Genomic DNA, 14905 nt, shown 5'->3' on the forward strand with positions numbered 1-14905 from the left:
CATGGTATTCCATGTTCCCTGTATAAACTTTTGAAACGTATGCATTTACAGCCATAAAGCCGCATAGTGTCTTGTCGTTTTTTATTCCATTGTGAGAGCAAAAGTTACTCATTTTTGTTATTTTCATAACACACCATTCCACACACACTATTTATTGCCTCCAGCTACGCTGAGGCTTTTAGACCTGTGCAATCGGATTCACAGACAAGTAAGGGGTATCGTTGTTCTGTTACAATTACAGATTCCTCTGATCCCGGCATATTTCCTCTGTATTTTCCAGGAACAAGGAAATACATCTGTGCGTTCTTCGCGGACGCGCTCATTTTCGCGACCGCTCGCTTCTTTTCACGGCTTATTGCACCTTTACATACAATCCTGTGCCTGCTTATCTGATCTACAGCATTTTCATAAATTACTGCAGCAATCAAAAAAACAGGATACGGTTATCGTATCCTGCCTTAGCTTTTCATTTTCTGTTTTTCGCATATTTCTGCCTAACCAAATATGGTCTGCACCAGCACCATATAAAACACCGTTCCCCCTCCTATGCTGAGCAATGTACTCTTCTTCCATTTATGTAATACCACAATGAACAGTATTGCGATCATCTCCGGCAGTCCGTAATGCGTACTTTCCGGCTATATCCCAACTGTCATGCCTGATATTCTCCTGACTTCTGTATACGTTCTTTTTTTCTCTTCTCCTCATGCTTCTTCATTCCCAGGAAGCATAAAACGATCGATGCCATTGACGGAAGGATAAACTTCCCTCTTCCAAAGATCACCAGGCAGATCACAGAGCATACAATTCCGACCAGCGCCGGCTTATGATCTTGTGCATCTTCCCACTGATCAATGAACATAACCACAAACAGTGCGGTCATGACAAAATCCAATGATGTACGTCCCTTCTGTTTTACAATTTCCACAGCTGATGCTGCCCGTCCATGGTAACAAGATCTCCCTCATTGATATCTCTTTCATAAAGGAGACCGTCATCATGTCGCAGACTTGTTTCATTTCCATTCTCATCTTCCACCAGCACTACTGACATAAGTGCTTCGCCCGGCTGCCGCTCTTCACAGCCGAAATCCATGTCTTCTTCTATCTTCAGAACCTTGTACTGCATGATCAGATTTCCTCCAGCAGCACATCGTTAACAGCCTCATAAGCGTCCTCAAGCGCATCCAGTGCCTCTGTCAGCGTGTCCATCTTCCGGCTGTCCGCATTTTCTTCCTCATAGGCTTCTATCACTTCAGCCATTACATCCTTCAGCTCTTCCAGTGAGTTTGCAATGTCCTGCAGCTTCTGATCTTTGTCCTCTTTTGATGTGATATTTACGATCTTACTCATAATCCTTCCTCCTGTCGCTTTACTCTCATTCTTTATTCTGATCCTTTATTCTGCATATATCATGTTTTGCATGTCATACTCCACATTTACCCATTGTACCATATCCTGCACGCAGATGCATCGGATATGTTTTCTCTCTGCTTTATATAATACCATCGAAATCATAAAAAAATTGGTAAAATCTTACCAAATTACCCGTCTTAGTCTGTTTATACTGATTTTTCCACTCCGGTCTGGTATAATCGATCTAAAGGAGTTTTTCAATTTACAAACCACTCCTTTCCCATTACAAGGAGGCATATTGCCATGAAAGAAAAAACCGAAACCTTTAACCAGGGAAAAAGATATTTCTTTTATATTCTGATGTTCGCCATCCTTGGCTGGTTCATTTTTATGCAGATCTTTGGTGCGGATGAACGTTCTTCCGACACCTCAGCAGCCTCTGTGATCTATTCCGGTACCGTTACCTGGCAGAAACCGGATGGAACCACCCAGGAAATCTCCGTTCCGGGCACCTACAAGGTTCCCGTCGGTGACACGATGGTCCTCACCATCCAGCTTCCCGATGATCTTACAGATACCTGCTTTGCCATCCGTTCTTCCTTGCAGGATGTGGATTTTTATGTAGGGGACAACCTCAGGACCAGCTACTCCACGCATAAAACAAGGCTTGTGGGCAAAAACTCCGCCAGCCGTTATGTTTTCTGCCCGGTTTATGCTTCCGATGCCGGCAAAGAGCTCCGTATTGAACTGACCACCTACACCTCCAATTACACCGGAGTTGTCAATCCTGTTTACTGCGGAAACAAGGCAGATATCTGGATATATATTTTCAGCAGATACGGACTGGAAACCTACATTGCTTTTTTTATCCTGTTTGCCGGAATCGTCACGATCCTGTTCAGTTTCGCTCTGGGATTGGTCTATCATACACGATTTGACATGGAATATCTTGGATGGTGCATGGTCATGGGCGCAGTCTGGATGCTGGGCGAATCCAAGTTCCGGCAGATCCTGGTCCCCAACGCTTCCGCTCTCGGATCTCTATGCTTCGTTATGATCCTTTTGTGTCCGATCCCGATCCTGTTTTTTGCGGACAGTCTCCAAAAAGGGCTGCATCACAGGTTTTATGTCTGTCTTGGAAGCATCGCAATGATAAACTTTGCAGTCTGTACGATCCTCACTGCTGCCGGCATCGCGGATTATATCGAAACCATGCCTGTAAGTCACGGAATCCTGGCGATCACCGTTGCCACAATATTTGTACACCTTTTCCAATATATACGCACCGAAAAAAACAAGACCGACCGGCTTTTGCTCATTGGTCTGCTGGCAGCGATCCTGTGTATTGCCGTTGAAACAACCTCCGTATACTTTGTCACATTGATGTCCGGACTGTTTGTGGGCGCCGGCATGCTGATCCTGCTCTTTGTCAATATTGTAAGAGCCATCAAAAATGTCCAGGATATAGAACTGAAACGCCAGCAAAGCGAAATCCGCAAAAACCAGGAACAGAATGAAAAAATGTCTCTGCAGATGATACAGACCCTTTCCACCACCATTGAGGCAAAGGATGCGTACACCCGCGGTCATTCCTACCGGGTTGCACAATATGCAGCCCTGATCGCAGAGGAGCTGGGCTGGACACCGGAGGAGATCCTGAATCTGAAACGTGCTACTCACCTTCACGACATCGGTAAGATCGGTATCCCGGATCCGTTCCTGAACAAACCTGCACAGCTGACCGATGATGAATACAACCTTATAAAAAAACACACCGTTATCGGTGCCGAGATCCTGAAGGATATAACCTTGATCCCACATGCGGCAGAAATCGCAAGAAGTCACCATGAACGTTATGACGGAAAAGGCTATCCGGACGGGCTGGCCGGAACAGAAATCCCCATCCATGCCCGGATCGTGGCTGTTGCCGACTGCTACGATGCCATGAACTCCCGCCGAATCTACCGTAATGCGCTTCCACCGGAGGTTGTTTACGAAGAATTCCGCAAAAACCGTGGTACACAGTTCGATCCGGAAATCACCGACATTTTTCTGAAACTGCTCAAGGAAAAGCGGCTGCCTCAGTGGGATCCTTCCCAGGAAGAAGCGGACACCTATAACCTTCCGGATATGCAGCTTACCGTCAGCAAATTCATCTCTGACATAATGGCCACCATAAAAAGTCAGGAAGACGCCAAAAGCTATGATTTTCTTACCGGTCTTCCCATGCGTAACCTGGGCGAACGTCTTACCGCGGAATTTATGCAGACACATGATGGATGTCTGGTATTCCTTGATATGGACAACCTGAAAAAGATCAACGACATCTATGGCCGCAAAGCCGGCGACCGTGCACTGAAATGTCTTGGAAAGCTGCTCCAGAAACGGGCAGATCAGGGAATTTCCTGCAGACTTGGCGGAGATGAATTCCTGATGTTCCTTCCGGACACAGATCCTGATTCCCTGTCTCTGCAGATGGACGATCTGTTCCAGAAATTTCACACCATCACTACCGATGATCCGGAACTCCGGTTTGCCACACTGTCCGCAGGCCTGTGTCTGTGCAGCACCGATGATTCCTTTGAGGACTGCTATTCCAAAGCAGATAAAGCTCTGTATTACGTAAAACAAAACGGCAAAAACCAGTTCTTTTTCTACCAGCAGATCGACCGCAGCACTCTTGCGGCATCCGGTTCCGGAAAGGATCTGGCGCTTGTGGCAGAGTCCCTTCAGAAAAGCGGCATCTATGTAGGTGCTCTTGATCTGAATTACCGGGATTTCGCACGCCAGTATGAATACATGAGTCAGCTTGTCACACGCAGCCAGTGCAGATGTTATCTGGCGATGATCACCATCGAGACACTTGTGGATACAGTTCCTGATATCGACTCCATTGAGCAGGCTCTGGAGTATATGGAACAGGCCATCCGGCAGAATATCCGCCGTGTGGATATCTGTACACGCTACAGCTCCCTGCAGTATCTCATCATACTGTTTGAGCCTGACGAAACGCATATCCCGGACATCATAGAACGTATTTTTACCCAATATTACCGTCAGTGTGACAGCAATGATTTCCAGCCATCCTATGAATACCTGGAAATATCTCCACAGGAGTTATAAATACTCCCATGACATGATAAAGCCATAACAAAAAAGAGGTCGTACTTGACGGCCTCTTTTTTGTTAAAGTTTTGCAAAATATCATTAAGACGTGGCTCTGGAATTTTCCTGCATGAAACTTTTTCCGTATGTTCGATACAGATAAACCGCCATGAAAATAGTCACGGCTTCTGCCAGCGGCATCGTCATCCAGATGCCTGCAACCCCTATAAGCTTTGGCAGGATCAATATGAACACAGCCACCAGGATCAAAGAACGCATTGATGAGATCAATGCCGAAATAAAACCATTTCCCAGGGCAGTAAAATATCCGGAAAGAAATACATTTAAACCAATAAACAGGAAAACCGGACTAAACAGCTTCAGGCCATCCCATGTCAATGTAAATACATTTCCCTCCCCAACGAATAAATGGATGATCTGTTTTCCAAATACAAGTGATACCGTGAGAATCAATACTGAACTGATGGCAATCGTAATAAAACTATATCGTGTTATTTCTCTGATCTTGTCATGATTTTCAGAGCCGTAATTATAGCTTATGATCGGAGCCGCTGCAACGGCAATTCCCATATAAAAAGCAATAAAGAAATAGTAAATATACATAATGATCGTCACAGCCGCAACTCCATCTTCACCAAAATATTGCATGATAATAAGATTAAATAAAAATGTAGTGATCCCGGTAGACATCTCCGTCAGCATTTCACTGCTTCCATTGGTGCAGGATTTCAGAAGAACACTCATGTCGGTCTTCGGTCTGCAAAACCTTATATGGCTGTATTTCAGAAAATAGATAAAGCCGATCAACATGCTTACTGTAATGGAGAGAAATGTTCCCCATGCAGCTCCAAGCGTTCCCAGTCTGAATACAGCCACAAAAATATAGTCGAAAACAATATTAAAAGCCAGACCTGTCAGAGACATGATCATTCCGATGTACGATCTCCCATCCGTCCTCACAAGATATTCGAAAAATAGCTTGAATGACATCGGAACCGATCCTAAAAATATGACAAATGCGTATGGCACCACATGCTCCATCAGGCGCTCACTGCTTCCCAAAAAAATACAGATCGGTTTCAGGAAAAGGATTCCCACAGCTGTAAAAGCAACCGAAAGTACGAGCAGCACGATCGTCATAAAAGTAAATATCTCATTTGCTTCCTGTTCTCTTTTTTGTCCCATCCTCTCTCCTATGATGGCACCTGATCCCGTTGCAAGCATGACAGACGTTCCGAAAATAACACAGGTGATCGGAATAACAATATTAATTCCTGCAAGCGCGTCAGAGCCTGCATACCGGGATACAAAAAATCCATCTATCGTTGTATAAAATGACAAAAAGATCATAGTCAGTACCGATGGGACCAGATATTTTAAAAATTGAGGATAAGACATTTTTGCCTCAAAGTATTTCATTTCTATAAAAGCCTCCTGCTTAGTTACATAATCAGTCAAAATCTCTGGTAATATTCGTAAGCCATTTATTTCTGAAATAGTGGATGAACACCACAGGCATTTTTTCGAACTCATCCAGGGTCATTATAAAATATACCCAGACAGGCGGCAGTTTTAAAACATATGCTGCAAGAAAGGTCAAAGGAACTGCAACAAGCCACATAAATATGGAATCTACGATCATTCCGAACCTGGAATCGCCACCTCCTCTGAAGCATCCGCATATAAGACAGGTATTGATACCCTCTCCTACAAGACGCCAGGTTGTCATGATTATAAAAATACCAAGATAATAAATGGCTGTCTCTGTCAGTTTATCCCGGTAGAAGTCCAGTATCATAGGGCGGACTGCCAGAATAATGGCACATCCGATGAGACTTACGATAATTGTTATTCTCAGCATACGTTTCCCATATTCTCTGGCTGTATCCTTGTGATCTTTACCAAGCTCCTGGCTGATAATGATGGTAGTAGCGTTGGCAAAACCGCGACAGGCAATGGCACCAATGTTTACCACCATAACAGCAACGGCATTTGCGGCAACCATATCATCGCCAATATGGCCAAGGATCGCTGCGAACGCTGAACTGGCAAAGCTCCAGACAACATCATTTATCACAGCCGGAGAAGCAATTTTCATAAAGTCCCTGAACAGAATACCGGATTTCGCACAGAAATATTTTATCCGAAATCTGACATCGGAGCTGTTTAATGAATAGATGAGACAGATCAATACCTCTGCGATCCTGGCAATAACAGTACCAAGGGCAACACCGGTAACACCAAGCTTTGGAAGTCCAAACAGGCCAAAGATAAAGGTGGCATTACAAAATACATTGACACAAAGCGATACAATGTATGTAACAGAAGGCAGCATTATTTTTCCGACACTTCGAAGGGCACTCATGAAAACCTGAGAGAATCCCATAAACATAAAGGAAAATGAGATCACCTTCAAATACTCGCTGCCGGCAGCAATCGTATCCGGACTGTTTGTAAAAATCTTCATGATCGTAGTCGGCATGGAAAAGGAGATAACGAAAAATACAAGAGAAACGATCAGTGAGATCCGCTCCGCCAAGCCGAGAATCTTTTCTACTGTCTTTTTATCACCCTTTCCCCAGTACTGGGCACATAAAACCGAAGTACCTGTAGCCATACCATAATACAAACAGAAAAGAATAAATGTGTACTGGTTGGCAAGAGATGAAGCTGACATGGCAGTCTGGCTTACATATCCCAGCATTACAGTATCCGCAACATTTACTAATGTTCCGATCAGATTTTGGATCATGATCGGAAATGCTAATTTTGATGCATATTTTAAAAAATCTTTTTTATTCAGCATCGGTCAGATCCTCCGTGAATTCCGATAAGATATTTACTTATAAAGAACAGTATATCATATACCCTACAAAACCGCGAGGTTTTTTCAGTATTCTTTCCAATATAATCCTCAATTGTATACTATATTTCACCCTCTGGTCATATTTCCATTGTACATAAAAAAAACAATATCACTTTAACACAAAAAATCATTCTATTTTTTTACTTCTATGATATAATATTTTATTGTGAAACTAATAAAACGAGGTGAACCAGGTGAAGAAAAAAACAATTGTACCTCTTATCGTTTTTTTACTGGGCATATGCCTTGTTGGTTTAATTGTATACAAAATAGACTCACATGAAACTGAACAACAACACATAAAAGCACAATTAAATGCAACAACCTACGGCGAACGTATAAAAAATAAAATTACAAATGGAATTGCGATCACAGATACGCTAAAGCAGATCCTGATCAGTGAAAACGGAAAGATCAGTCAGTTTGACACAATTGCGGAAAATATTATGTCTGACGTTATTGAAAGCATACAGCTTGCTCCGGATGGTAATGTAACAGATATTTATCCTTCTGAGGGAACGGAAGCGAGTAAGATCGATCTGCTCCAGGATAAAGATTGTAGCAAAATTTCCTGTTACGCAAGAGACAATCACGTGATCATTACACAAGGTCCTTTCGATTTAAAACGGGGCGACTGTGGAATTGCTGTCCGCAATCCAGTCTACCTGAAAGATGAAAACAACCAGGAATATTTCTGGGGATTTACCATTGTTATCCTGCGTGTTCCTGACATTTTTTCAGATGCGATCAGTGCACTTTCGGATTTCGGATATGAATACAGGCTCTCAAAAACCGACGCTCCCTGGAGCGATACTTATAAAGTTGTTTATCAGTCAGACAACCAATTAACTCATACTGTTTCTTATGGTTTTACGATAGGGGAAGAGAACTGGACATTAGAAGTAGCTCCTGAAAGCGGATGGAGAGACCTTAGATTACTGGTAATCGTCGGCGGAATGTTTACTACTGTCGTTTTACTTTTCTCAGGTCTTACCCGGGTATGGTTAGTATCGAAAGAAAATAAAAACAAATTTCAAATACTGGCACACACAGATTCTCTCACCGATATTTACAACCGCTATGGATTTGATGAATTAGCCGAAAGGATGATCACTAAAAATCCAAAAACGCATTTTGTGGCCGCACTCCTTGATATTGATGACTTTAAGTTTATTAATGATATTTACGGACATGTCTATGGAGACAGGGCACTAAAGAGTCTTACAGATAGCATGAAGGCTTTTTTCCCAAAAACCACATTACTGGGAAGAAACGGTGGCGATGAGTTCTGCATTCTTCTGCCGGATCATACCTATAAAGAAGCAGGAGAACTGCTGCTGCAATTTACCAAGCTTCCAAAGACATTTTCATGCAAGGGAAAAGAATATCCGTTTTTTATTTCTCTCGGATATGCAGAATATCCAACCTTTGCATCCAGCCGTTCACAGCTTATGCGCTGTGCAGATGCAGCACTTTATGAAATAAAGCTTCACGGAAAAAACGGATGTATGGCTTACAGGGAGGGGCTCCGGTCAGGAGTCCGCAAACAGCTCGGATTTGCATTCAAGGATATCTCTGAACACCTTCCGGGTGCATTTATCATATACAGAGCGGACAAAGATGATGATGAACTCCTGTATGCAAACCATGAGTTCCTTCAAATGACCGGATATAAAAATATAGATGAACTCTTCAGCCTTACAAGGAAAAGCTTCCACAACCTGATCAGGGAAGATGAACAACAGCAGATAGAAACAAGCATCTGGAAACAGATCGATGCCGGCAATAACAATGACTATATCCACTTTCATCTTCGAAAAGCAGACGGCACTTACCTTTCTGTTCTTGATCACGGAAGGATTGTGGACAGCCAGCAATACGGAAGAGTATTTTATGTATTGTTTATGGACTGGGAAGCTATGCATGTTCATTACAGTGATAAATTTTCCGGCTAAGGTACAGACATCTCAGTCTGTATCTTAGCCGGCTGTTTTTTTCCTAAACAATTCAACATCTTATAATATGTATTCCATCTGCCTTTCTTTTGTCCGCATTCCCATTTTTTCATAAAATTTTTCTGCTGAAGTATTTCCTGCCCACACATTCAATGTCACTTCATAGCATCCCAGCTGCTTTGCTTCTTTTTTTACATATTCAAACAGGCTTTCCCCAATATGCTGACCTCGTGTCTCCTGATCGACACACAGGTCATCTATAAAAAGAGATTTAAACGGTACCATATTGTTTGAAAAAGGCTGCTCCTTTAATTGACAAAATGCATACCCCACACAAACATCAGCCTCATCCGCTGCAACATATACTGGCTTTTCTTCATTTTTCAAAAGCTCTGCTAATTCGTCTGTCTTATATTTTGTTGTGCCCGGAATAAAGATATCAGGCCTTATATCTGCATGGATCTGCAGCACCTGTCCTAACAATTCCAGAATCCTCGGAATATCTTTTTCTTCTGCTTTTCTGATGAACATTTTTTTCCTCCTATTTTTCAATAACTGATTTCATAGATTCTTTATACATACACCATAATACCATCATGTGAACGCTTATAACAATAGAATCACTTTAAGCAGTCTCACTTTCCTTTTGCATTATAATGAAAAAGTTTATCGTTTTCCGTGATGTATATCACATTTTTATTCCTGAATCCGTATCATTACAGACAGTCAGCTCAAAATGGTTTCTGTTTGTTTTTATATGCCCTTCTTTTTGCAGCTTTGATATCTCCGAAGACATTGCCGCACGGTCAATGCAAAGATAATCTGCCAGCTGCTGCCGGTCAAAAGGAATATCAAAGGATAACGATGCCTGTCTGATAGATACCGACGACAGATAGGACAACAGCTTATCCCTTGTCGTTCGCTTGCCAACATGTGTGATCTTATCGTTGAGGATCAGGATCTTATTTGCCAGGACACCGACCAGGTTACGGATCAGCTTCTGATGATGGTCACATACTGTTGGGCAGGAAACCAGAAGCCTTTGAACATTTAATAAAATAATCTCACAATCTTCGTCTGCTACCACACTGACATTCAGAACAGCTCCCGGACTTGCTGCATATGGTTCACCAAAAAAATCTCCTGCATGACATTTTGACAGAATATTCCGATGTCCCCACAGGTCTTCCTGAATAACAAGAACACAGCCTGCCACCACAAGTCCCATTACTTCGGTAGAGTCTCCGGCTCTGAAAATATAAGAATCCCGTTTTCTGGAGATCGTTGCTGCATTTACACAATGCAGTATGGATAATATCTCATTATCAGTAAGACCTTTAAAGAAAGGGCTCGTTCTTAGAATGGGTAAATATTTTTTCAAAATTAATCCTCCTGTTGGAAATCAAACATACACGTTGTAATTATTATACTATACTCCTAACAGAAACCAAGGATAAATACTACTAGTCAAGGATAAAATAATAAGAAAGATCCTTCGAAAAAATCACAGAATAAAAGGAGAATACAATAATGGATAAAAAAATGTTTTGTTTTCAGTGTGAACAGACTGTCGGGTGTACCGGCTGCACCGGAAATGTCGGTGTCTGTGGAAAAAAAGCAGATACAGCGAAATTACAGGATGAACTGACAGGTGCGTTGATCAGTCTGGCTAAAGCTGCCGACAGCACGGAAACTATTTCAAAAAGAACCGGACAGATCATAATCGAAGGACTGTTTACTACAGTTACAAATGTAAGTTTTGACAATGCAGCAATCGAAAACATGATACAAAAAGTCAGAGCTGAAAAAGAAAGACTGGCTCCTGACTGCAGAACAAAGGAATATGATCTTCAGCAGCTGTGGAATGCCAATGAAGATATCCGCTCCTTGAAATCTCTTATTCTCTTTGGTATCCGCGGAATGGCTGCCTATGCCTATCATGCAAATGTTCTGAATTATGAAGATGCCGAAGTGAATCAGTTCTTCTGCGAGGCATTATCTAAGATCGGTTATGAAGAAAGCACAGAAGCACTACTTTCCACAGTACTCAAAACAGGAGAGATCAATCTGAAGTGCATGGCACTTCTTGATAAGGCAAATACAGAAACCTATGGAACACCAGAGCCAACTGATGTTACACTTACAGTAGAAAAAGGGCCTTTTATTGTCGTGACCGGACATGACCTGAAAGATCTGCAGCTTTTACTTGAACAGACTGAGGGAAAAGGAATCAATATCTATACACATGGTGAAATGCTCCCTGCCCATGCCTATCCATGCTTAAAGAAATACGCTCACCTGAAAGGCAATTTCGGAACTGCATGGCAGAATCAGCAGAAAGAGTTTGACCATCTTCCGGCCCCGATCCTCTACACTACCAACTGTCTGATGCCTCCAAAAAGCAGCTACGCTGACAGAGTATTTACAACAGAAGTGGTTGCATTCCCGGGAGCTGTCCATATTGACGAGAAGAAAGATTTCACACCGCTTATTGAAAAAGCACTGGAGCTGGGCGGTTACAAAGAAGATCGTATGTTCTCCGGTATCAACGGCGGAAAAAAAGTAACAACCGGTTTTGGTCATGCAGCCATCCTGTCCCATGCAGGTACTGTAGTAGAGGCTGTAAAATCAGGTGCGATCCGCCATTTCTTCCTGGTTGCCGGCTGTGATGGTGCCAAACCAGGTCGAAACTATTATACGGAATTTGTAAAGCAGACACCTTCTGACAGTATCGTTCTCACCCTGGCATGTGGAAAATTCCGTTTCAATGATCTCGATCTGGGAGAGATCGGTGGTCTTCCACGACTGATGGATATGGGTCAGTGTAATGATGCTTATGGTGCGATCCAGGTTGCTGTGGCACTTGCAGATGCATTTGGATGTTCTGTAAATGAGCTTCCGCTTTCCTTCGTACTCTCCTGGTATGAACAGAAAGCAGTCTGTATCCTGTTAACCCTCCTGCATCTGGGTATCAAAAATATCCGTCTTGGTCCTTCTCTTCCGGCGTTCCTTTCTCCTAATATTCTGAACTTTCTGGTTGAAAATTATGGTATTGCACCTATCACCACACCGGAAGAGGATATCAAAGCACTGATGAACCAGTAAAAGTAAATTTTTCAAAGCCTTTACAAAATCAACAAAGCCGATACAGGATTCCAAAAGTCCTGCATCGGCTTTATTTACAGGTCTGAAGACTCGGATCAGCCGACAACACTTTTAAACATGTGCAGCGATATTCTGATGGAGTTAAATGATAACGTTTTTTAAACAATCTGCAAAAATAATCAACGTTATGAAATCCGCTTTCATAAGCGATCGTTTTTACTTTTTTATTCGTATTTTTCAATAACCAGGAAGCTGCCTGAAGTCGATATCCTATCAGATAATTAACCGGTGTAGTATGTAAAAAACGGTGGAACAAATTAAGTGCAGTACTTTTGCTGATTCCTATATGCGAAGCAATTTCATCCAGAGACAAATTGCGATTATAGTTTTCATGTATATATTGCATGATCAACTGCACTCTTTTCTGTGCAACTTCATCCACTGTCTGTACATCTCCTTTATCAGATAACTTTACATTTTCATAAAAAGTCAGCCATAAATCCTGCAGCAATGCCAAAGTAGCAAGTTCTTTTATTTTCTCATTCCTCTGTATTTCCATTATTTTTATCATAGTTTGTATAATCTTTGTTTGCCATAGTTCATCAGGCTGAAAACGCTGGAAATATATATTCGATGAAATGATTGGCAAGATATATTTTTTATAGATCAGGCTGTTCTCCGGCGCAATAAATTCCGGCATACATACAAAGTTAGGAATGATACCACCTGATGATGCGTAAAAGCGGTGCAATATTTTAGAATTAATAAAAATTGCTTCTCCTTCTGACAATATAATCTGTTTTTCTCCTATTCCGCATGTAACTTGTCCGGACTCGACATATAAAAACTCAAATTCTCTGTGCCAGTGCCACTCAATACAATGAAAATCAAACAATTCCAGATTATCATAATAATACTGGAATGGATAATCACTGCTTCCATGCTGTTTAATTTCCATGAACTCCTCGTCTGTAAGTATTTTATTATAATCCATCCCATATCACGTTCTTTCTTTTTTACGATATTATACAGTATTTCTATAATTTAATTCAATGTATATATCTGATATTTGCTATATAATCAAGTAAAAAAAGGAAAGAGGTATTCTTATGATTTTTAAATGGATGAATGAAAGTGAGATCAACATTGAGGGCGACAAAATTGAAATAACCGCACCACCCAGAACAGACTTTTTTGTGAAAGTATTGATGAATGTGAAGATTGAACATAAAACTGTTAAAAACATTCGGAGAGGAAAATAAAAAATGAATGCTGTAAAAAAAACTAACTACCATAAGACAAAAATAGCCTGTTATATGGGATTTATCACACAGGCTATTGCGGCAAACTTCACACCGCTTCTTTTTTTGAAATTTCACAGTGACTACCATATTTCTCTCGGTAACATTGCTCTGATATCCACTTTCTTCTTTTTCACACAGCTTCTGGTTGATCTGTTCTGTGCCAAATTCGTAGATCATATCGGATATCGTGTGTGCATTGTTGCATCAGAAATATTTGCTGCATTGGGTCTTCTTGGACTGGCATTTTTACCTGATTTTTTACCTGATCCTTTTATTGGAATTATATGTAGTGTTATTGTTTATGCCATCGGAAGCGGTTTAATAGAAGTACTTTGCAGTCCTATTATCGAGGCCTGTCCGTTTGAAAACAAAGAAGCAACTATGAGTCTGCTCCATTCATTTTACTGTTGGGGAGCTGTTGGGACAATTTTGATTTCCAGCTTATTTTTCCTGATATTTGGAATAGACAGTTGGAAGTGGCTCGCCGTAATATGGGCAATCATTCCTGCAATTAATACTTATAACTTCATGACCTGTCCCATCGAATCTCTGGTTGACAATGGTTCTGGAATGGAAATTAAGGATCTGTTTTCCAAGCCATTTTTCTGGGTTGCAATATGTCTGATGATCTGTTCCGGAGCTTCTGAACTTGCAATGGCTCAATGGGCATCTGCTTATGCAGAATCAGCACTGGGATTATCAAAAGCTCTGGGAGATCTAACAGGTCCATGTATGTTTGCAGTAACAATGGGAATCAGCCGTATAATTTTTGGTAAATATGGAGAACAGTTAGATTTAATGAAGTTTATGAGTGGTTCAGGCATATTATGCGTTGTCTGTTATCTGCTTACTGCTTTGTCATCCAACCCGATCATCGGACTGATCGGTTGTATTGCATGTGGATTTTCAGTTGGAATCATGTGGCCTGGAACCATCAGTATTTCCTCAAAAACTTTTCCAACAGGTGGAACGGCTATGTTCTCTCTTCTTGCCATGGCAGGAGATTTAGGTGGCAGCATTGGACCTGGAATTGTTGGTCGTATCACTCAGAATGCTGGAAATAATATTAAGATCGGCATGGGATTCGGACTTATTTTTCCAGTAATTCTATTGTTTATGTTATTCCTGCTGTATCGGAAGAAGATATCAAAGCACTGACTTATTGATTGTAATTATATTTTTTCACTCTGCAAA

The 14905-nt window shown here is 41.5% G+C and carries 12 protein-coding genes and 1 pseudogene; 4 read left to right on the forward strand and 9 right to left on the reverse strand.

Going from position 1 to position 14905, the window contains the following annotated elements; translation table 11 throughout:
• Positions 1–494: 494 nt before the first annotated feature.
• The 4 genes and pseudogenes from NCY57_RS17040 to NCY57_RS08865 all read right to left on the reverse strand — a co-directional run.
• Positions 495–626: pseudogene (locus NCY57_RS17040) on the reverse strand (AzlD domain-containing protein); the annotation flags it as partial.
• Positions 627–652: 26 nt separating this feature from the next.
• Entirely contained in the window at positions 653–928 is a 276-nt protein-coding gene (locus tag NCY57_RS08855) for a hypothetical protein (RefSeq protein ID WP_092070976.1), read from the reverse strand.
• The gene (locus NCY57_RS08860) at positions 916–1128 is read right to left on the reverse strand and encodes a hypothetical protein (protein ID WP_118608993.1); all 213 of its coding nucleotides are present in this window, start codon (positions 1126–1128) and stop codon (positions 916–918) included. The genes NCY57_RS08855 and NCY57_RS08860 overlap by 13 nt, the downstream gene beginning before the upstream one ends.
• Positions 1129–1130: 2 nt before the next feature.
• A complete protein-coding gene (locus NCY57_RS08865; RefSeq protein ID WP_015526439.1) occupies positions 1131–1352 on the reverse strand; it encodes a hypothetical protein in 222 nt (73 codons plus the stop codon).
• Positions 1353–1658: 306 nt separating this feature from the next.
• Between NCY57_RS08865 and NCY57_RS08870 the strand changes: the two genes are divergently transcribed.
• The gene (locus NCY57_RS08870) at positions 1659–4478 is read left to right on the forward strand and encodes a bifunctional diguanylate cyclase/phosphohydrolase (protein WP_250789607.1); all 2820 of its coding nucleotides are present in this window, start codon (positions 1659–1661) and stop codon (positions 4476–4478) included.
• 84 nt (positions 4479–4562) lie between these two features.
• Here NCY57_RS08870 and NCY57_RS08875 read toward each other — a convergent pair whose 3' ends face one another.
• On the reverse strand, positions 4563–5900 hold the full coding sequence (locus NCY57_RS08875; protein ID WP_173739575.1) for an MATE family efflux transporter: 1338 nt from the start codon (positions 5898–5900) through the stop codon (positions 4563–4565).
• Positions 5901–5931: 31 nt separating this feature from the next.
• Complete coding sequence (locus NCY57_RS08880; protein WP_059086577.1) at positions 5932–7287, reverse strand: MATE family efflux transporter; 1356 nt, start codon at positions 7285–7287, stop codon at positions 5932–5934.
• A 254-nt stretch (positions 7288–7541) separates the two neighbouring features.
• Between NCY57_RS08880 and NCY57_RS08885 the strand changes: the two genes are divergently transcribed.
• Entirely contained in the window at positions 7542–9302 is a 1761-nt protein-coding gene (locus tag NCY57_RS08885; protein ID WP_250789608.1) for a diguanylate cyclase domain-containing protein, read from the forward strand.
• Between the two features lie 60 nt (positions 9303–9362).
• Here NCY57_RS08885 and NCY57_RS08890 read toward each other — a convergent pair whose 3' ends face one another.
• On the reverse strand, positions 9363–9833 hold the full coding sequence (locus NCY57_RS08890; protein ID WP_173739573.1) for a GNAT family N-acetyltransferase: 471 nt from the start codon (positions 9831–9833) through the stop codon (positions 9363–9365).
• Positions 9834–9990: 157 nt separating this feature from the next.
• Positions 9991–10683: a Crp/Fnr family transcriptional regulator gene (locus NCY57_RS08895; RefSeq protein WP_173739572.1), complete on the reverse strand. Its 693-nt coding sequence runs from the start codon at positions 10681–10683 to the stop codon at positions 9991–9993.
• 149 nt (positions 10684–10832) lie between these two features.
• Here NCY57_RS08895 and hcp point away from each other — a divergent pair, with 149 nt between their 5' ends.
• On the forward strand, positions 10833–12407 hold the full coding sequence (gene hcp / locus NCY57_RS08900) for a hydroxylamine reductase (RefSeq protein WP_173739571.1): 1575 nt from the start codon (positions 10833–10835) through the stop codon (positions 12405–12407).
• 70 nt (positions 12408–12477) lie between these two features.
• Here the strand turns inward: hcp and NCY57_RS08905 are convergent, their stop codons facing one another.
• A complete protein-coding gene (locus NCY57_RS08905) occupies positions 12478–13365 on the reverse strand; it encodes an AraC family transcriptional regulator (protein ID WP_227573957.1) in 888 nt (295 codons plus the stop codon).
• A 307-nt stretch (positions 13366–13672) separates the two neighbouring features.
• Here NCY57_RS08905 and NCY57_RS08910 point away from each other — a divergent pair, with 307 nt between their 5' ends.
• Positions 13673–14869, forward strand: a complete 1197-nt coding sequence (locus tag NCY57_RS08910; protein ID WP_118368668.1) for an MFS transporter — start codon at positions 13673–13675, stop codon at positions 14867–14869.
• Positions 14870–14905: the final 36 nt, after the last annotated feature.

The sequence above is a fragment of the Blautia sp. MB18-30 genome, from assembly GCF_023669475.1.
GTDB lineage: Bacteria > Bacillota > Clostridia > Lachnospirales > Lachnospiraceae > Blautia_A > Blautia_A fusiformis.